Origin of the sequence: Corynebacterium sp. UMB10119B (assembly GCF_030228125.1) — a bacterium.
GTDB classification, from domain to species: Bacteria; Actinomycetota; Actinomycetes; order Mycobacteriales; family Mycobacteriaceae; genus Corynebacterium; species Corynebacterium pseudogenitalium.
This window is the reverse complement of the sequence record NZ_JASPBG010000001.1, coordinates 23,929-43,532: the sequence shown is the minus strand read 5'-3', so window position 1 is coordinate 43,532 and position 19,604 is coordinate 23,929. Positions and strand designations below refer to the sequence as shown.

The following is a 19,604-nucleotide window of genomic DNA, read 5'->3' as shown; positions in this document are numbered from 1 at the left end:
TTCAGAACTACCAAAGGAGTAGATCTTGGATTACATCACCCGCCATATCGGTCCGGACACGCAGGAAACGGAGGCGATGCTCGCGAAAGTCGGCTACGACTCACTCGAGGCGCTGACCACTGCCGCGATCCCCGCCGATCTGCTACTTCAAGGGCCACTCAACCTTCCCGCCCCGCTCACGGAATACCAGGCGCAGGATCGGTTGCGGGAGTTGGCGTCGAAAAATGAGGTGCTCAAGGCGTTCTACGGCCAGGGGTACTCGTCGACGTTGACGCCGCCGGTAATTCGGCGCGGTGTGGTCGAGGATGCTGGGTGGTACACGGCGTATACGCCGTATCAGCCTGAGATTTCGCAGGGTCGTCTTGAGGCACTGCTGAACTTCCAAACTATGGTGCAGGACCTGACCGGCCTGGACATTGCGAACGCTTCCCTGCTGGATGAGGCTTCGGCGGCTGCGGAGGCTGTCGGCTTGATGGCTCGCGCAGTGCGCAAGGGTCGGACGGTGCTGCTGGATGCGCGCCTGCACCCGCAGGTGTTGCGGGTCGCGTCGGAGCGTGCTCGCACGCTTGACCTCGAGGTGGAGGTCGTTGACCTGCGTGAGGGGGTCGTGGGAGAGGGCCTCGTGGGTGCCATCGTGGCCTACCCCGGCACCGAGGGCGACGTGGTTGATCCTCGCGTGGTGGTCGAGGCGGTGCACGAGCGCGGGGGCTTGGTCGCGGTGGATGCGGATATTCTTGCGCTGACGCTGCTGGAGTCCCCTGGTGAGCTTGGCGCGGATATCGCGATCGGGTCCACGCAGCGCTTCGGCGTTCCGCTGTTCTACGGTGGCCCGCACGCCGCGTACATGGCGGTCAAGGAGAAGATGAAGCGCCAGCTGCCGGGCCGCCTGGTGGGTGTGTCGAAGGACGCGGAGGGCACTCCTGCCTACCGCCTGGCCCTGCAGACCCGTGAGCAGCATATTCGTCGCGAGCGCGCGACCTCCAACATCTGTACCGCGCAGGCGTTGCTCGCGGTGACAGCGTCGATGTACGCCGTGTACCACGGCCCACGCGGTCTTGAGGCTATCGCTGCTCAGGTGCATGACTGGGCGGCGCGCTTCGCCAAGTCCCTGCGTGACGCGGGTATCGAGGTCAAGCACGACGCGTTCTTCGACACGGTGGCCGTCGTCGTGGACAACTCGGAGGCGGTGTGCGAGCGTTTGGCGGATGCGGGCTACCTGGTGCGTCCGATTGACGCGACCACCGTCGGCGTCTCCTTCGGCGAGGACACATCCGAGGAGGACCTTGCGGCGCTGCTGGCGGGCTTCGGCGTCGATACGGTGGCCAACGAAGCGCCGTCCGCGCTGCCCGAGGCGCTGCGCCGCACAACGGAGTTCATGACGCACCCCAACTTCAACTCGGTGCATTCTGAGACGCAGATGATGCGCTACATCCGCAAGCTCGGCGACAAGGACCTCGCGCTGGATCGCACGATGATCCCGCTGGGTTCCTGCACGATGAAGCTGAACCCGACCGCGGGCCTAGAGACCATCACGTGGCCAGCATTCGCGAACGTGCACCCGTACACACCGGATCGCTTCACGGCTGGTTGGAGGGAGCTTATCGACGAGCTCCGCGCCTGGCTTGTCGAAATCACCGGATACGCCGAGGTATCCATGCAGCCAAACTCGGGAGCGACGGGCGAGCTGGCTGGCCTGTTGGCGATTCGCCGCTACCACGTTTCCCGTGGTGACCATGGCCGTGATATCTGCTTGATCCCGGCGTCGGCGCACGGTACGAACGCTGCGTCGGCGACGCTTGCGAACCTTCGGGTGGTCGTCGTCAAGACTGCTGAGGATGGCTCGATCGACCTGGCTGACTTGGATGCGAAGCTGGAGCAGCACGGCGAGCACGTCGCGGCGATTATGGTCACCTACCCGTCCACGCACGGTGTGTATGAGGACACGGTGCAGGCCGTCGCGGAGAAGGTGCACGCGGTGGGCGGTCAGGTCTACATCGATGGCGCGAACATGAACGCGCTGACTGGGCTTGCGCGCCCGGGTGACTTTGGTGGCGACGTATCGCACCTGAACCTGCATAAGACGTTTACGATTCCGCACGGCGGTGGCGGCCCGGGCGTTGGCCCGATTGGTGTGGCGGAGCACCTGATTCCGTTCCTGCCGACGGACCCGAACGTCGACCCAACGCATGCGGCCGACCCTGCCCCAGTTGGCGAGGGCGTGCCGGTTGCCGCGGCGAAGTTCGGCTCGGCGGGCGTGCTGCAGATCGCGTGGTCCTACATCGCGATGAGCGGTGCGGAGGGGTTGGCGTCCGCAACTGCGCATGCGGTGCTGGCGGCGAACTACGTGGCTCACGAGCTGCACGATTCCTTCCCGGTGCTCTACACCGGCGAGCATGGGCTGGTGGGCCACGAGTGCATCCTTGACCTGCGCGAGCTGACGGACCGCTCGGGCGTGACCGCGGCGGATGTGGCGAAGCGCCTGGTGGACTACGGCTTCCACGCCCCTACCCTGGCGTTCCCGGTGGCGGGCACACTGATGGTGGAGCCGACCGAGTCCGAGGATCTGGACGAGCTGGATCGCTTCATCGAGGCGATGCGTTCCATCCGCGCGGAGATCCAAGAGATCATCGACGGCAAGGTGTCCTACGAGGCCTCCGTCCTGCACCATGCGCCGTTTACCGCGCACAGCGTCGCTAGCACCGCGTGGGACTACGAGTTCTCCCGCGAGCAGGCCGCCTACCCGGTAGAGCGCTTGGTGCGCGAGAAGTACTTCCCGCCTGTGCGCCGCATTGATGAGGCGTACGGCGACCGCAACCTGGTGTGCTCCTGCCCGCCGCCGGAGGCGTTTGATATTTCTGAAAGTTCAGCGAGTGCGGAAAAGTAAGGAGTGATTGTGATGGCTGAGACCCCTTTGTTTGCAGCGCATGAGGAGCTTGGTGCTTCCTTTACGGACTTCGGTGGCTGGAACATGCCACTGAAGTACGACAACGAGCTTGCGGAGCACCGTGCGGTGCGCGAGCGCGTCGGCATCTTTGATCTCTCCCACATGGGCGAGATTGATGTACGCGGCCCCCAGGCTGCGGAGTTTTTGGACTACACGTTGATTTCCACGCTATCTACGTTGCGTGTTGGCAAGGCGAAGTACTCGATGATTGTGGCCGAAGATGGCGGCATCATCGACGATTTGATCTCCTACCGCCTCGCAGACGATCACTTCCTGGTCGTGCCGAACGCTGGCAACACGCCCGCGGTGTGGGAGGCATTTCAGGAGCGCGCAGCAAGCTTCGATGTAGAGCTGACGAACCGTAGCGCGGACGTCGCGCTTGTTGCGGTGCAGGGCCCTGATTCCTTATCGACGATCGCTTCGCACCTCGACGGCGACGCCGGTGCCTTGGCATACTACTCGGCGGCACCGATGCGCTTCGGTGACTGCGACGTGCTGGTCGCTCGCACCGGCTACACCGGCGAGGACGGCTTCGAGCTCTACTGCGACCGCGAGGACGCCCGCGCGATCTGGGACGCGCTCGCACCGAACGCGACGCCGTGCGGCCTGGCTGCGCGCGACTCCCTGCGGCTCGAGGCGTCGATGCCGTTGTACGGCCACGAGCTTTCCCGCGAGATCACTCCGGTCGAGGCCGGGATGGGCCGCGCGTTTGCGAAGAAAGAGGCGGACTTCGTGGGCAAGGACGCGCTTGTCAGCCGCGAGCCGTCGGTGGTTATTGCCGGGCTGTCGTCGGAGCAGCGTCGCGCTGCTCGCGAGGGTGCCGAGATTTACCTGGGCGATACGCGCATCGGCGTGGTCACCTCCGGGCAGCCTTCGCCCACGCTGCAGCGTCCGGTGGCGCTCGCACACATCGACCCAGCGCACGCCGAGGTTGGCACGGATGTTGAGATTGATATCCGCGGCCGCCGCTATCCGTTTACTATTGTGGACACACCGTTCTATTCCCGAAAGGACAAGTAATCATGTCTTTGAACCCTGATTTTTACTACTCGGAGGATCACGAGTGGATCAACGCTCGCCCTGAGGACGCTGCTGGCACCAAGGTGCGCGTAGGCATCACGAACGTTGCGGCGGATCGCCTCGGCGAGGTCGTGTTCGCTGAGCTGCCACAGGTCGGCGACCAGGTCACGGCGGGTGAAACCTGTGGCGAGGTCGAGTCGACGAAGTCGGTCTCCGACCTGTACGCACCGGTCACTGGCACGGTCACCGCGGTCAACGAAGACATCGACGGCGCCTACGAGGCCATTAACGAGGACCCGTTCGGCGCCGGCTGGCTCTTCGAGGTTGAGGTCGAGGAGGTCGGCCCGCTGATGACGGCAGATGAGTACGCTGCCGCTAACGGTGTCGAAAACTAGCGACTATCGTTGGCAGGCATGACAGCTCCACGCGATCCGTTCTTCCCTGCCGACAAGTCCATTCGGGCCTCAGCCGCGCCTATTGATGTGCGCGAGCTGGGGCTCGTTGATTATGAGGAGGCCTGGCACCTCCAGGCGGACTTAGCCAAGCAGCGAGCGGCAGACGAGATCCCGGACACGGTGCTGGTGCTGCAGCACCCCTCGGTGTTTACCGCGGGCAAGCGAACCCAGCCGGAGGACTTGCCGGATCCGTCGTACCCGGTCCCGGTCGTGGACGTTGATCGCGGAGGACGCATCACGTGGCACGGCGAGGGCCAGCTTGTCCTTTACCCCATCATCAAGCTTGCCCAGCCGGTAGACGTCGTGGACTACGTGCGCCGCCTGGAGGAGGCCATCATCGAGACGGTGCGCAAGGCGGGGGTACATGCCGCCGGGCGTATCGACGGCCGCTCCGGCGTCTGGGTGCCAAAAACCGTCGACGCGGCGGATAGCTCGGCGTCGCACCGCGATAGGAAGATCGCGGCGCTGGGTATCCGCATCACCCGCGGAGTGACCATGCATGGGCTCGCGCTGAACTGCGACAACACCTTGGAGCACTACGGCCACATCGTTGCGTGCGGCATCGACGACGCCGACGTGACCACGATGAGCCTGGAGCTTGGCCGCGACGTCACACCTGAGGAGATGACCGCTCCGCTGCTCGACGCCCTCAAGCGCGCCCTTGCAGGCGAGCTCGTGGTGGCCGACCACAGCTTTGGTTCGGCACCGGATCCGACGAAGGGGCTCAAACGTCGAGATGTAAGGCGAGCCTCCCATTAAACCTCGACTTTGGAGGGGCTGTCCGTTACGGTGGACGGCGTGACTATTGCACCAGAAGGACGCAAACTACTTCGCGTAGAAAAACGCAACGCTCAGACCCCTATCGAGTCGAAACCGCGTTGGATCCGCAACGCGGTCAAGACCGGCCCTGAGTACGAGGACATGAAAAAGAAGGTGAAGGGCGCGTCCCTTCACACCGTGTGCCAGGAGGCCGGCTGCCCCAACATTCACGAGTGCTGGGAGTCGCGCGAGGCGACATTCCTGATCGGTGGCGCGAACTGCTCTCGTCGCTGTGACTTCTGCCAGATCAACTCGGCGAAGCCCGAGCCGCTCGACGTCAACGAGCCGCAGCGTGTGGCGGAGTCAGTTCGCGAGATGAACCTGAACTACTCCACCATCACCGGTGTGACCCGCGACGACCTCGAGGATGAGGGCGCGTGGCTGTATGCGGAGGTTGTGCGCAAGATTCACGAGCTCAACCCGCATACTGGCGTCGAAAATCTCACCCCGGACTTTTCCGGCAAGCCGGATCTGCTCCAGGAGGTCTTTGAAGCTCGTCCGGAGGTCTTCGCGCACAACGTGGAGACGGTCCCGCGCATCTTTAAGCGCATCCGCCCGGCGTTCCGCTACGACCGCTCTCTGGACGTCATCCGCCAGGCGCGCGACTTCGGTTTGATCACCAAGTCCAACCTGATCCTGGGCATGGGTGAGACCCAGGAAGAGGTCATGCAGGCGCTGCAAGACCTTGTTGACGCCGGCACTGACATCATCACGATCACCCAGTACCTGCGCCCCGGCCCGATGTACCACCCGATCGACCGTTGGGTAAAGCCCGAAGAGTTCATCGAGTACCGCGACGCGGCCTACGAGATGGGCTTCGGCGCCGTCATGTCGGGTCCACTGGTGCGCTCCTCATACCGCGCGGGCAAGCTCTACGTCGAGGCGATGGAGCACCGCGGCCTGGAGTTGCCGGAAAACCTGCGCCACCTGGCGGAAACCTCGAAGGGCGATACTGCCCAGGAAGCCTCGACGCTCCTGGAGAAGTACGGTGCTTCGAAGGATCACCCGGTAGCAACACGTTCCTAACCCGCTTTGGCCACTTTGGTCCGGCCATGTTCGTGACATAGAGTTGACGGCATGGCTCAGTCGAAGGATAAGGCAGCCCTGAAGGCTGCGAAGAAGCAGGAGCGCGCCGCGAAGCGCGCAAAGGGAAAGCAGACACGTAGCCAGATTTGGCAGGCGTTTCAGATTCAGCGCAAGCGGGATAAGAAGCTCATCCCGATTATGCTGGCCTGCCTGCTTGGCATGGGTCTGCTTTTCTTCTTGATCGGCCTCATTTGGGGCGGCCAGTGGTACATGCTGGCGCTCGGCTTGGCGTTCGGTACCGTGCTGGCGATGTGGATGTTCACCCGCCGCTTGGAGCGCTCGATGTACGACGAGGTCGGTGACACCCCGGGCGTTGCCGGTTGGACGTTGGAGAACCTGCGCAACACCATCGGCATGGTGTGGATCACCAAGACCGGTGTGCAGGCCAACACCCATATGGATACCGTGCACCGCGTGATTGGCCTGCCAGGCGTCATCCTGGTCGGTGAGGGCAACGAGAACCGCCTACGCACCCTGATGAAGAAGGAGTCCCGCCGCGTGGACCGCCTACTGGCAGGCGTGCCGATCCACGAGGTGTACGTGGGCGAAGGCGAAGGCCAGGTTGCAGTACGTGACCTGCAGAAGCACTTGATGAAGCTGCCACGCCACTACCGCAAGGATGACGTCTACTCCATGAGCGCGAAGCTCGAGGCCATGGACGCTCGTACGCAGCCTGGCCAGATGCCTGGTCTGCCTGGCGGCCCGCTGCCGAAGCAGGCCCAGAACATGGCGGGTATGAACCGCCGTATGCGCCGAATGCAGCAGCGTCAAGGCAAGTAAGTATGTCTTCCTTCGACATGGGCGTCGAGGCCAGCACCGCGCTGCGCCTCGGCGCTCTTTTGTTGTCCGCGGGCGCTCCCGGCTACCGGGTCACCCGCGCCGTGAAGCGTTGTGCCCGCGCGATGCACTTCGACGACGCCGACGTGGTCGTCGGCTTCGACACGATTACGTGCACCGTGCACCGCGGGGACAACTTCCGCACACTCGTGGCTGATCTTCCGCTGCCCGGGGTGAACGCGTCGCGCATCGAGGCGCTCGAGAACCTCACCAAGCACGAGATGCACCGCTACACCACCGCGGAAGAAATCAACGCCGCCATCGACGAGATTGAGGCGATCCCTACTCCGCGTTGGGGTCCGCTGACGTCCAGCTGCGCGGCAGGCCTTGCATGTGGCGGCTTCGCTGTACTGAACCACTTCTCGTTCTTCACCGCGCTGCTGGTGATTATTGCGGCTGGTGTGGGCCAGTACGTCCGTCTGCGATTGGGGCGTCGACACCTCCTGCAGCTAGGCGTCGTGATGGCAGCGGCCCTGGTGTCAACGCTGCTGTTCCTGGCGCTCGCGTGGGCGCTTCCCCACTCCGACTTTGAGCTCTCCGCGGGCTTCGTCCCCGCTATTTTGTACCTGGTGCCGGGCTTTCCCCTGTTCGTTTCTTTGATGGATCTCTCCCGCTTCGACTTCACCTCGGGGCTGCCGAGGCTCTTCTTCGCACTCGAAGTGGTCATCACCATGATGCTGACGGTCGCGGTCATCGCGATGGTCACCGATGCGCCCGCCCCCAGTACGGTCAGCGCAACCCCGGATCCTGCGTTTTACGGGGCTGCGGCGCTCGCCAGCTTCGTCTCCGTGGGTGGGTTCGCCATTTTGTTTAATGCCTCACGCAGGATGACACTTTTGGCAGCCACGCTCGGCACCGTCGCCAATGTGTTGCGCCTCATGCTTGTCGACGCCCACGTGGAATACTTCCTCGCTTGCCTGCTGGGGACCCTTGTGATCGGCATTCTTGGGTCCTGGCTGGGCCAACACTTTCGGGTGCCGCGCACCACGGTGACCATCCCCGCAGCCGTGGTCATGATTCCCGGCCCCACCATTTACGCGGCGCTGCACCAGATCACGAACGGCAATATCTCCGCGGCAATCGACTCGACTACCGCCGTCGTGCTCACGGTGTTGTTCCTCTCTGGAGGCCTGACGGTGGCCCGTCTGCTCACTGACAAGAACTGGGCGTTCCAGCGCACCGTGGAATTCCGCCCGTTGGAGGAACCCTAGCTCCGAATCACGGTCGTGTTGGTCGCACGATCGTGCATGCCGCGGCCGTCGGCGTCGACAAGCGCTGCGGGCAGAATGAACGCAGTGAGCAGCGTGCGCACTGCCGCGCGCCACAGCCCGACGGGCTCTTCCGCGTCGACGCGGGCCACCCCCATCCCGAGGATCGCCATGCCCGGCGTGCGTGCAAATAGCCAACCGCAAATGATGCCCAACAGGATCCACAACAGATAGGTCAGCGTGGAGGTTCCACCGAAAACGGTGGTATTCGCATGGATGAACGCAGCAACAGCCCAGGCGATCGCCCAATCGATCGCGACGCCTCCCATGCGCCGCGCCACCGACGCCTGCGCACCTGCGCCCTCCTTCGGCAGCCCAAGGAACTGCCCGGGGTATTCGGGGATCGCGTCATCGCCTTTGAACTGGCCCGGAAGCTCCGGGCCGTCGAGCCATCGTTTTCCTTGGGGTGCAGACATGCGACATAGCCTATCCTCTTTTCCCGAAAAGCTGTTACAGAACGGGGGCTTCACGCTAGAATTGTGCGAAGTTCCCAACGCCGTCCGAAGGAGAAAAGGCCGTGTCTTTCGAAACTATCGAAGACGTAAAGAAGTTCATTCAGGACGAGAATGTGGAGTTTGTCGACGTCCGATTCACCGACGTCCCTGGCATCGAGCACCACTTCTCCATCCCTGCCTCCATGTTTGACGAAACCGTCATGGAAGAAGGCCTCGCCTTCGACGGCTCATCAATCCGTGGATTCACCACCATCGAAGAGTCCGACATGACGCTCATGCCGGATCTTGCCACCGCGAAGCTGGACCAGTTCCGCGCAGCGAAGACCCTGAACGTGAAGTTCTTCGTCAACGACCCATTCACCCTCGAAGCGTTCTCCCGCGACCCGCGCAACGTTGCGCGCAAGGCGGAGCAGTACCTGGCTTCCACCGGCATCGCCGATACCTGTAGCTTTGGCGCCGAGGCCGAGTTCTACCTCTTCGACTCCATCCGATACGAGGTCGAAGGCCACCGCGCGTTCTACGAGATTGACGCCGAAGAAGGCTGGTGGAATCGTGGCAAGGAAACAGATGCAGTCGGCGGCCCGAACCTTGGCTACCACAACCGCGTCAAGGGCGGCTACTTCCCCGTCCCACCACACGACAAGACCGTCGACGTGCGCGACGCCATGGTCAAGAACCTGCGCGAATCCGGCTTCGAAATCGAACGCTTCCACCGCGAGGTAGGCAACGGCGGCCAGCAGGAGATCAACTACCGCTTCAACACCCTGCTGCACGCGGCTGACGACCTGCAGGACTTCAAGTACATCGTCAAGAACACCGCCACGCAGTACGGCAAGACGGCCACCTTCATGCCGAAGCCCCTGGCCGGTGACAACGGTTCCGGCATGCACGCCCACCAGTCCCTCTGGAAAGATGGCAAGCCACTGTTCTACGACGAGAACGGCTACGGCGGGCTTTCCGACATCGCCCGCTGGTACATCGGCGGCATCCTCGAACACGCCGGCGCTGTCCTTGCGTTTACCAACCCGACGCTGAACTCCTACCACCGCCTGGTGCCAGGTTTCGAGGCCCCAATCAACCTCGTGTACTCCCAGCGCAACCGCTCCGCCGCGATCCGCATCCCGATCACCGGCACCAACCCGAAGGCGAAGCGCATTGAGTTCCGCGCACCGGACCCATCAGGCAACCCGTACTTCGGCTTCGCTGCCATGATGATGGCAGGCCTTGACGGTGTGAAGAACCGCATCGAGCCACACGCTCCGGTGGACAAGGACCTCTACGAGCTGCCACCGGAGGAAGCCAAGGACATCCCGCAGGCACCGACCTCGCTCGAGGCGTCGCTCCAGGCCCTGCAGGAGGACTACGAATTCCTCACCGAAGGCGACGTCTTCACCGAGGACCTCATCGACACGTACGTGAAGCTGAAGTACGACAGCGAGATCACCCCGGCACGCCTGCGCCCGACGCCGCTGGAGTTTGAGCTGTACTTTGACTGCTAGATTCTGAGCCCAGGTTCGTCCTGGCCTCTTGCCCACGGTTTCCGTCACGGTTGCCGTGGGTTTTTCTTTGTCTTCTTCCTGTGCAGCGGACTTTTGCACCACATTCCCTCACGCGAAATCGGCGACCTGCGCATTTGCCGACGTCCCCTTCCCAAACCCAGGAATCTGGTGCGGGCCGCTTCGTGCCAGTGCCAAAAGACACAACACGTAACATCTAGCCCTTTTGTGACCTACAGGAACGTGGAGGTCGAAATTCAAACTTGCGCCCCCTGTCACTACGCTTCAGGCCCGGACACCAAATTCCCCATTTCCCCCAGAAAGACTTGAGTATTTCCCCAGGTGGCCGAAGTCCGCGGACGGATTGTGGTGCACAGCTCACTCGCAAGAACCAGCGACATCCCCCGCTATACATACCTCCACACAAACCACACATTTCCACACAAACCACACAACTCCACACAAGAGCGCTAATGTGTAACTATGACGACCACGCAAAACCCTTTCCGTGCTTCGCTTGGGACTAGCCCTCCACTCCTAGTCGGCCGCGACGAAGTAATCGATGACTTCAGACTCGGGCTTGAAGAAGGACCAGGTGCACACGAACGCATCTCACTCCTCGTTGGCGCACGAGGTATTGGAAAAACAGCCCTACTCAACGAGTTAGAAGACACCGCAATAAACGCTGGGTGGCTAACGTTTTCCGAAACGGCGACTGAGGGGTTCGTCGATAAGTTGAGAGACCAGCTTACAGAGTTTCTCGAGAGCGATGCGCCGACCCGAACCTCTTTTCAAGTTGGTCCGAGCGCTTTGCGCCTCAAGCATGAGTTCGAACGGCCTGCTCAAAGGCCACGTTCACTCCGTACTCTACTCACGGAGGTCCTTGACACGCTCGCGAACCACAACAGGTTTAACCGTTCTGCCAGTGGTGTCTTAATTACGGTCGATGAGCTTCATTTCGTACATCATGATGAAATTGTTGAGTTCGCGACGGCTATTCAACACCTCGTTCGAGAAAACAGGGAAATCGCCGTGGTAATGGCCGGTATTCCAAGTTCGGTGAGACCTCTGCTTGCCAGTGACGAAGGGCGCAATCCAATCACTTTCTTAAGGCGTGCAAACCGCGTGGATCTCGGCCGACTCAGAGGTACAGAGGTCCGTGAGGGGCTCACAGTGCCCGTCCAACAGGCCGGACGCTCGTGGGACGAGGGAGCCCTCGCGACTGCTGTACAAGCTACTGGAGGCTATCCGTTCATGATCCAGTTGATTGGCAACTTCGCTTGGCGCTTTGAATCCTCTGACACAATTCAATTGGAGGCTACAGAAAAGGCCATTACGCGTGCACGAAAGAAACTCGGGCAACTTGTTCATGAACCAGCGCTCAACGATCTTTCTGCGGAGGATCGTAGGTTCCTTGCGGCAATGTCACTTGATGATGGTGCCTCGAAAATCAGCGATGTCGCCAGCCGCCTCGAAGTGAGCGAACAACAAGCGTACAACTATCGACGCCGCCTTAGCGAAGCCGACTTAATCACTTACGACCGCGGCACCGCAGACTTCGCTCTCCCCTATCTGCGCGAGTACCTTCGCACCCATGTGGTCGCAGATATTCTTCGTCTGCCCGAGTTCGATGCCTAATTACCGGGATCGCTTTGATTTCTTAGAACGAAGGCTTGTTATGTGAAGCTGTGTTCTCCGGCGCTCGGATACCCCCCGAAATGCCTAAAACTCACGAGCTAATCACATTAGGATTACGTGCACGAATCCAACCTACGTTGTACTGCAAGTGGTGCTCAAAGAAAAGCTCATGGGCACTGCCTCCAGAAGTCCTTCCGAACTCGAAGACGTCATCAACACCCAGTGCGCGAAAGGCTATCGCCTGCACACCATCACCACCACCTCATCTGGCAGTAAAGGACTGCTCGGAGGCGACCGCGTGCAGGCAACCCTGGTATTTGAAAGCCTGTAGGTAAGCACGCGTCGGGTACTCCCGTGACGCAGCGGTCTCTTGGATTGGGATTGTGTAGCAGGCTGCCTGCCTGACCCTGCTTGGGTGGTTGCTGGGCGGACTTGTGTCGTGCACGGCACTGCTATCGCCTATGTTGGGTCTGGTGGCGCTGAAAACACTTGACGAATTTCTAGCAACCGTTCCCGAAGGTGACAAGCGCGCCCGGATGACCGACGTCATCGACTGGGTGCACAGCAACTACCCGGATCTTGAGCTACAGATCAAATGGAGCCAGCCGATGTTTACGCTCGGCGGCACGTATATCGTTGGGTTTTCGGTGGCGTCGAAACACATGGCCATCGCACCTGAGCAAGCAACGATCACGCATTTCCAGCCAGAGCTCGAAGCCCTGGGCGCAGACTTCACGAAGAATATCATCCGCCAGCCTTGGGGCTCCCCTTTCAACTTCGAGCTGCTCGGCGAGCTCATTGACTACCAGATTGCCACCAAGCGTGGCATGACCAGCTTCTGGAGGTAGCACTTTCCGCTGGTCGTTCTCGCTCCGGCAAGCACTTCAATCGAATCTCCTTTCTAATGTTGGTTGGTTACGTACGCCAACGCCTCTTTTATGTCGGACCCCGCCTCTAAGATCGGGCCTAGTAGATGATCCAGCAGTATGGAGAATTGCACATGACCCGAGCTCAGTCGCTGGCCGATGTTTTTACCCTCTCACGTCTCGCCAAGCAGTCCCCTGCCTGGACGCTGCTGCGCGCGCATAATGCTCCGACTATCCTCACGGTGCTCAGCGCAGTGTTTAAGGGTGAGGATAAACCCATTGCCGGCCAGGACTTCATCTCCGCTGTCGAGCCCCTGCTTGCTGACATCCGAGAGCAAACAGACGAGGAACTACCCAAGGCTGCAACCGCGTACGTGAATGATTGGGTGAAGGCCGGGTACCTGGTTCGTCGCAGTCCGAAAGAGCTGCACGATGAAACATATGAGCTTTCCCCGGATGCGCACTCGGCGCTGGACTATGCGATGCATCTGATTAACCCCCAGCACACGGTCACGAAGTCCCGCCTGGGCACGTTGATGGCGTCACTGTATTCGCTAGCTGCAGAGACTGACCCGGACGAGGCCACTGCGATCGCACGATTGGAAGCCCAGCGTGATAGCTTGCAGCGTCAGATCGACGCGATTAGTCAGCACGGAGTCAACGTTCTCGCCGATGCCGAAGCTGTGGAACGAGCACGCGAGATTCTCAATCTAGTCAGTGACTTGCCTGCCGATTTTGCACGTGTACAGGCTGAGGTGGAGAAAGTAAACGTAGAGCTGCGTCAATCCATCGTGGAGGATGAGCGCAGCGCCGCAGACGTGTTGGACAACGTGTTCCGGGGCGTAGACCTCATCAACGAGTCAGATGCAGGCAAGGCATTCGGCGGATTCTATGACTTGTTCTTGGATCCGGAGCAATCCCATCGTTTCGACGCCACACTGGAAGCGGTCATGTCGCGCGATTTCGTGACCAAGCTGACTCCCGAGGAGCGCCTCCAGCTGCACCTGCTCATGAGCACGCTCGACGCCTCCTCCGGGCAAGTGCATGATTCCATGACCAGCCTATCGAGGTCACTGCGGCGCTTCGTACAGTCGAGGGAAGCCGAGTCCCAACAAGCACTCACGAAAGCGATTAATGACGCCAACGCATGTGCTCTACAAGTTGCGCGCGCCGACGCAGCCCCCGGGCAACGCGTCTACCTTGAGCTGGAGCTGAGCACGCACCAGGCAAAGTCCGTCTCTAGTTGGAGGTTGTGGGACCCGCTGGATTACCGGATCGAGACCACGGTAGAAGAGGCTGAGATTGGGGAGATAGACCTCGAGGAGCTGCGCCGACAGATCAGAGAATCGGAGATTGACTGGCAGGAGCTCACCGATGCCATTAACGCGTCCGTTCACCGCCGTGGTGTAGCCACGTTGAGCGAGGTACTGCAGGATCACCCTGCCACGCAAGGAGTCGCCAGCGTAGTAGGCGTCATTGTGTTGGCAGAAAAACATGGTCGGCGGACTGAAGGCAGTGAACTCCTGAGGTGGACGTCGATTAGTGGACACCCTTGGCAAGCCCGCTTCCCTACTCATGTCTTTGACCAGTCTCTCGAAGGAACCAACTAAGAGGAAACCACCATGCATGACAATGAATCCACCACTCTGTACGAGGGCGACACCGGAACGCTCACTTCCGGCCAGCGCAGAGCCCTCGCGGAGCTCATCCGCGGCCCGTATGTGTCGATGCTGACCTCACCGGAAATTTTTAGCATCGTCTCCTCCTCGCGGGAAGTGCTAGCGCAACAGCTCGACAACTTGTTCTTGACCTTGATTATCGACGACAATGCCGGCGTTGCCTATACGAAGACGTGGGAAGCTGATCACCCTGATAAACGTGCGATGCTGCGCACACTTCCGCTGAAGTTTGTCGACACTGTCGTACTGCTGCATCTGCGCAAAGCACTGATCCACACCAACCCCAATGAACGCACCATCGTAGATGAAAACGAAGTCTTCGAAGCCACGCTTCCGTATCAAGCTGCAGAGGGCACTGACCACACGAAACAGCGCAAACGGTTCGAAGCCGCATGGAATAAGTTCAAGAAGAACTCCATCGTGGTGAAGACCCCGACGACTGGCCGCTACGAAGTTTCACCGGTGCTGCGAATCCTCTTTTCTGCCGAAGAAATTGCTGCAGTTACCGCAAGCTACCAACAGGTTCTGGAGGACAACGCATGACTGATCTGATCGCAGGCCAATTCCGGTTATCACGCATCCAGGTGTACAACTGGGGAACGTTTAACAACCTGCACACAGTAGACGTTGCACGCAAGGGATTCCTCATCACAGGTGCGTCCGGTTCGGGTAAATCGACACTCATCGATGCTGTATCGACGATCTTGGTCCCTCCAATAAAGCGGAAATTCAACGCGGCTGCTTCCGACACTGCGAAAGCTTCAGGCCGCGACCTCATTACTTATTGCCGTGGTGCGTGGCGTCGGGAGCACTCCGTAGAGGTCGACGAGCTCACCCGTTCATTCCTACGAACAGGCGCTACATGGTCAGGCGTGAATCTCACCTATTCAGACGGCGCTGGTCGAGAAGTCAGTGCGGTCTACCTGATGTATCTGAGTGCCAACGCCCATGTTGCTGCCGACGTGAAGAACTTATTCTTGGCGCTGCCAGGGCAAGTGAACCTAGCGGACTTCGAACCCATTGCTGTACAGGAGGCCGATATCGGCCTGGCCAAGCGCACCTACAAAGATGCCTTCGCAATCAACCGAAGCCATCGTCCGTTTATCGCCGCACTGAGAAAACAGCTGGGGATTCCTGACGATGGTGCTTTGGCATTGCTGCACCGCACCCAGTCCGCAAAGACTCTCGGGGACTTGAACCACCTGATGCGCACCTTCATGCTGCCCGAACCGGAAACCTTTGCCGTCGCGGAAACCGCAGCGACTATGTTCACCGAGCTCAAGTCCGCGCACTCGACAGTACTTACTGCCCGTGATCAGATTGCGCACTTGGTTCCCATGCGCGAATCCATCAATGAAGCGACTCAGCTTCTCGGCCAGCTCGATGAGGCCGACGCAGATAAAGCTGGGCTCGAGCGGTTCATCGCTGAGAAACGAGCGAGCTTCGCCCAAGAAGACGTCGAGCAGCTGAACGCACAAAAAGATGCGGTGGAGGACGAGCGGACCCAAGTGGAAGCAATCCTCGATAGCCTCAATACCGAGAAGGATTCGCTTCACGCCCAGATCCATGGCACTGGTGACACAGGCATTCAAGCAGCACAAAATCAACGAGACAATGCCAAACTTCGCCTGCAGGCTGTGCAACAGCAGGCCGGAGTCTACGAAGGCCTGCTTGATCGCTTAGGCGACGGCACCGGAATCCCGACGACGAGCGAACAATTTTCACTCGTCCGGGATTCGCTACGCCGTGAGGCCGGAGACATTCGCGACGAGGTAGCTACCCAAGAACAACGCCGTGGGGTGATCTACCCGCAGATTGATGAAACTGACAAAGCCATCGCGCGGGCAAGTGATGAGCTTCAAATCATCCGCAAGTATCGCTCTTCCATGGATGCGCGCCTGCTCCGCGCCCGCCAGCGAATTGCAGATATCACTGGCATCGCGCTCAAAGAGCTCCCGTTCGTGGCCGATGAAATCTATATGCACCCAGATCACCTTGAGTGGCAACCGGCTGCTGAACGCATAGTGGGCGGGTTCGCCAGGACGTTGATCGTCCCAGAAGAGCATTATCAGGCTGTGAGTAAGGCTGTGGATTCCACGCACCTCGATGCCCGGCTTGATTACGTGCGGGTGACCTCATCGATGGAGCACTCGACGCCACGCCCGTTTGTACAAGGTTCTCTTGGCACAAAACTGTTCGTGCGCAGCGGCCGCTTTCATGACTGGCTACAATCCCAGCTCTCGGATCGGTTCGACCATGCCTGTGTACAAACGCTTGACGAGTTCCGGTCAGCTTCCAAAGCCGTAACACTCAATGGTCAGGTCAAGAATAAAACTCGGCATACAAAAGACGACCGTCGGCGCATTGACGATCGTTCTCGCTGGGTGTTGTCTGGCAACGTCGACGATAAGATCGACGAGCTCACCAATATCATCGTGCGAAAGAAATCCGAGCTCCAGCAGCTCAAGGAACAGCGCACCCGGTTTGAGGCACACGTTAAGCGCCTGGAGCGCCGCGTGGGCATCTGCGAACGCCTGCTAGAGACCGAGGATTTCTCTGCTATCGACGTCCCCTCTGCTGAAAACAGCCTCAACGTCGCGCAAGCAGCGCTCGACCGCCTCGTTGATGGGAACCAGGAACTGGCCCAACTGCGCAAAGAACTCGAGGTTATTGCGCAACGGATCAACGACTGTTCTTCGCGCGTGACGGACCTCAACCAGCGAATTGGCGGCCTTAGCAGCCAGCTTCAGCGAGCCGAACAAGAGTATGCCCAGGCACAGCACGTCTTGGACGAAACCGAGCCGCTGGACTCGAGTGTTATCCAACGGCTCGCAGCACGCCTTGATCGCCACACTCGACGCGCCCAACGCTCAAACATCGATGAGCTTCAACGAACCTTGCAGGAAGAACTGAATAAACAAATCTCTGGTCTGCAATCAACAATCGTTCGCCTGGAGAACACCGTTCGCACTGCGATGGAGAAATACGTGGATAGGTGGCCGGAGCGTCGCGGGGATCTCCACCCTGACCTGCAATGGCGTGGGGACTTTCTCGCCGAGCTGGACCGCCTGGAAGACGATGACCTCCCCCGCTTTGAAGCTGACTTCCGGGAGCTGCTGCGTGAACAAACCGACCGTCACTTGGGTCGACTGCGGCGTTTACTCTCAGAAGCCACCGCGAAGACCCGCAGCTCCATCGTGCCTGTCAACGAATCCTTGTCCGAAGTCAGCTTCTACGGCCCAAACTTCCTCCAGATCGAGGTCAAAGAGTCCCAGCCCGCTGAGGCTCGCCAGTTCATCGCAAAACTCAACGACGCGCTGGAAGGGTCCCTGCACGACGACGACCAGGCAGCCAGCGAAGCTCGTTTTTCCAAACTCAAGGCAGTCATCGATGACATCACCGTGAACGACACAACGACTGTCCGGCAGCGCATCCAGCGTCTAGATACCCGCGAACACGTGAAATTTCTTGGAGTGGAAATCACTCCGGACGGTAAGCGAGGCGCCGTCTACGACTCCGCGGAAGGGCTTTCAGGCGGGCAAGCACAAAAGCTATCCTCGTTCTGCCTGGCTGCTGCGCTGCGCTACCGCCTGACTGGAATTGGAACAACCACCGCGCAGGCAAAGCGTGCCACGGTGGTGCATGACGGGGCGACCTATCCCAAGTTCGGCTCAGTCATTTTGGACGAGGCTTTCGACCGCGCCGACGCGGAGTTCACTCGTGCCGCGATGGAGGCATTCCATCGATTCGGCTTCCACATGATTTTGGCTACGCCACTCAAACTCCTCCAAACCGTGGAAGACTACATCGGCGGCATCCTTAAGGTCGACTGCCCGGACCGTAAGCATTCCCGCACTGCGCAGTTGAAATTCGAAGAAGTCGCGGCATCAGTCTCCCCTGCTACAGAAGAGGACGAACAGTGAAGTTTCCGCCTGACGTACACAAGCGAGCTTTGACGTTTTATAGACGCAACCACCGCAGCTGGTTAGCCGGTGAATTCAGCCCACTACGCATCAGCTTGAGCCCACCCACTGCTGCAGAAGTTTCCAAAGACGACGGCTCCCGAGTACGCGAGTGGCTTTCTACCTGGGAACGGCATTGGTTAGAGCCTGAGACCACAGTCAAACGCCTGGACGTCTACGGCACCCACACGGTCCCGTCGGCAGTGGTCCTGTCCTCCCCTGTGGTGGCCGCTCGCGCTGCAGGCAAGCTGAAGGAATGGCAACGGATAAATGCCTTGTTGGACCGCTTTGAGACGACGCTTGGCGCGCACGTACGGGCCCCGCTCGCGTTGCGGCTGAAATCGTGGCAAGAATTCGACGACACAACAGCGACGCAGTTCATCGACACCGTCACCTGGATCAATGCAAACGACACCTCACGCTTCTACGAGCGAGAACTTCCGATTCGCGGTATCGATAGTAAATGGATAGCCCAGCACCGCTCCCTCATCGAGTCGCTCACAGGTCCGTTGGAGTTCAAGCGCGCCCCTGCAATGATGGACATGCGCAGCCTCGACTCTTCTTGCAAGCTCTTCGGACTCCATCGAGTCTGCTGTGAGCTCGATGAGGTCCGTCGCCACCAGTTACCGGGTTCGCGTGCCATCATCGTGGAGAACTACCAGACCTATATAGCGCTGCCGGAAATGCCGGATACCATTGCGATTTATGGGCAGGGAATGAACGCGATTTCGCTTTCCCGCGACGCCACCTGGCTTCACGACAGGGAGGTCTTGTACTGGGGAGATTTAGACTCTAACGGTTTCTACATCCTCGACCATGTACGAATGAACCTCCCCCACACACGGTCAGTACTCATGGACCTCGCAACCGCCCGCGCGCATGCCGCGTACGGCATAGAAGAGACTACTTCCAAACGCTTCAAACCCATCACGCTCAGCGACGAGGAACAAGCCACGCTTGAATTCCTTCATACCCATGCAGACAACACGTGGTTGCGAATCGAACAAGAAAGGATTGGTTTTGACTGGGCTCAGCGCGCGTTGCAACGGATATAAGCTGATTCCACCGACGACACCACT

16 protein-coding genes are annotated in these 19,604 nt (G+C 60.0%); 15 read left to right on the top strand and 1 reads right to left on the bottom strand.

Annotation, left to right across the window (positions count from 1 at the left end; all coding sequences use genetic code 11):
• Window positions 1-25: 25 nt before the first annotated feature.
• From gcvP to QP802_RS00175, 7 genes are read left to right on the top strand one after another with little or no spacing between them, the layout of a single operon-like run.
• On the top strand, window positions 26-2,884 hold the full coding sequence (gcvP, locus tag QP802_RS00205; RefSeq protein WP_284817390.1) for an aminomethyl-transferring glycine dehydrogenase: 2,859 nt from the start codon (window positions 26-28) through the stop codon (window positions 2,882-2,884).
• Window positions 2,885-2,896: 12 nt separating this feature from the next.
• Entirely contained in the window at window positions 2,897-3,964 is a 1,068-nt protein-coding gene (gcvT, locus tag QP802_RS00200) for a glycine cleavage system aminomethyltransferase GcvT (protein WP_284804427.1), read from the top strand.
• Window positions 3,965-3,966: 2 nt separating this feature from the next.
• Window positions 3,967-4,359, top strand: a complete 393-nt coding sequence (gene gcvH, locus QP802_RS00195; protein WP_083290837.1) for a glycine cleavage system protein GcvH — start codon at window positions 3,967-3,969, stop codon at window positions 4,357-4,359.
• An 18-nt stretch (window positions 4,360-4,377) separates the two neighbouring features.
• On the top strand, window positions 4,378-5,178 hold the full coding sequence (gene lipB / locus QP802_RS00190) for a lipoyl(octanoyl) transferase LipB (protein WP_070362179.1): 801 nt from the start codon (window positions 4,378-4,380) through the stop codon (window positions 5,176-5,178).
• A gap of 39 nt (window positions 5,179-5,217) precedes the next feature.
• A complete protein-coding gene (gene lipA, locus QP802_RS00185) occupies window positions 5,218-6,264 on the top strand; it encodes a lipoyl synthase (protein ID WP_070363464.1) in 1,047 nt (348 codons plus the stop codon).
• A gap of 51 nt (window positions 6,265-6,315) precedes the next feature.
• A complete protein-coding gene (locus QP802_RS00180) occupies window positions 6,316-7,104 on the top strand; it encodes a DUF4191 domain-containing protein (RefSeq protein ID WP_070362178.1) in 789 nt (262 codons plus the stop codon).
• A gap of 2 nt (window positions 7,105-7,106) precedes the next feature.
• Entirely contained in the window at window positions 7,107-8,372 is a 1,266-nt protein-coding gene (locus QP802_RS00175) for a threonine/serine exporter family protein (protein ID WP_256008057.1), read from the top strand.
• Here QP802_RS00175 and QP802_RS00170 read toward each other — a convergent pair.
• On the bottom strand, window positions 8,369-8,845 hold the full coding sequence (locus tag QP802_RS00170; protein ID WP_256008056.1) for an RDD family protein: 477 nt from the start codon (window positions 8,843-8,845) through the stop codon (window positions 8,369-8,371). The two genes, QP802_RS00175 and QP802_RS00170, sit on opposite strands and share 4 nt — an antisense overlap.
• Window positions 8,846-8,946: 101 nt before the next feature.
• Here QP802_RS00170 and glnA point away from each other — a divergent pair, with 101 nt between their 5' ends.
• From glnA to QP802_RS00130, 8 genes are all read left to right on the top strand, one after another.
• Window positions 8,947-10,383: a type I glutamate--ammonia ligase gene (gene glnA / locus QP802_RS00165; protein WP_256008055.1), complete on the top strand. Its 1,437-nt coding sequence runs from the start codon at window positions 8,947-8,949 to the stop codon at window positions 10,381-10,383.
• A gap of 480 nt (window positions 10,384-10,863) precedes the next feature.
• Complete coding sequence (locus tag QP802_RS00160) at window positions 10,864-12,018, top strand: AAA family ATPase (protein WP_256001215.1); 1,155 nt, start codon at window positions 10,864-10,866, stop codon at window positions 12,016-12,018.
• A 169-nt stretch (window positions 12,019-12,187) separates the two neighbouring features.
• Window positions 12,188-12,349 carry a DUF4177 domain-containing protein gene (locus tag QP802_RS00155; protein WP_070976494.1) on the top strand — a complete coding sequence of 54 codons (162 nt, stop codon included), beginning with the start codon at window positions 12,188-12,190 and terminating at the stop codon, window positions 12,347-12,349.
• A 142-nt stretch (window positions 12,350-12,491) separates the two neighbouring features.
• Complete coding sequence (locus QP802_RS00150) at window positions 12,492-12,866, top strand: iron chaperone (protein WP_083329558.1); 375 nt, start codon at window positions 12,492-12,494, stop codon at window positions 12,864-12,866.
• A 152-nt stretch (window positions 12,867-13,018) separates the two neighbouring features.
• Window positions 13,019-14,494: a DUF3375 domain-containing protein gene (locus QP802_RS00145; protein ID WP_083329557.1), complete on the top strand. Its 1,476-nt coding sequence runs from the start codon at window positions 13,019-13,021 to the stop codon at window positions 14,492-14,494.
• Between the two features lie 12 nt (window positions 14,495-14,506).
• Window positions 14,507-15,106: a DUF4194 domain-containing protein gene (locus QP802_RS00140; RefSeq protein WP_252932144.1), complete on the top strand. Its 600-nt coding sequence runs from the start codon at window positions 14,507-14,509 to the stop codon at window positions 15,104-15,106.
• Complete coding sequence (locus QP802_RS00135) at window positions 15,103-18,486, top strand: ATP-binding protein (protein ID WP_284817389.1); 3,384 nt, start codon at window positions 15,103-15,105, stop codon at window positions 18,484-18,486. The genes QP802_RS00140 and QP802_RS00135 overlap by 4 nt, the downstream gene beginning before the upstream one ends.
• Window positions 18,483-19,580 carry a Wadjet anti-phage system protein JetD domain-containing protein gene (locus QP802_RS00130; RefSeq protein WP_256059730.1) on the top strand — a complete coding sequence of 366 codons (1,098 nt, stop codon included), beginning with the start codon at window positions 18,483-18,485 and terminating at the stop codon, window positions 19,578-19,580. The genes QP802_RS00135 and QP802_RS00130 overlap by 4 nt, the downstream gene beginning before the upstream one ends.
• Window positions 19,581-19,604: the final 24 nt, after the last annotated feature.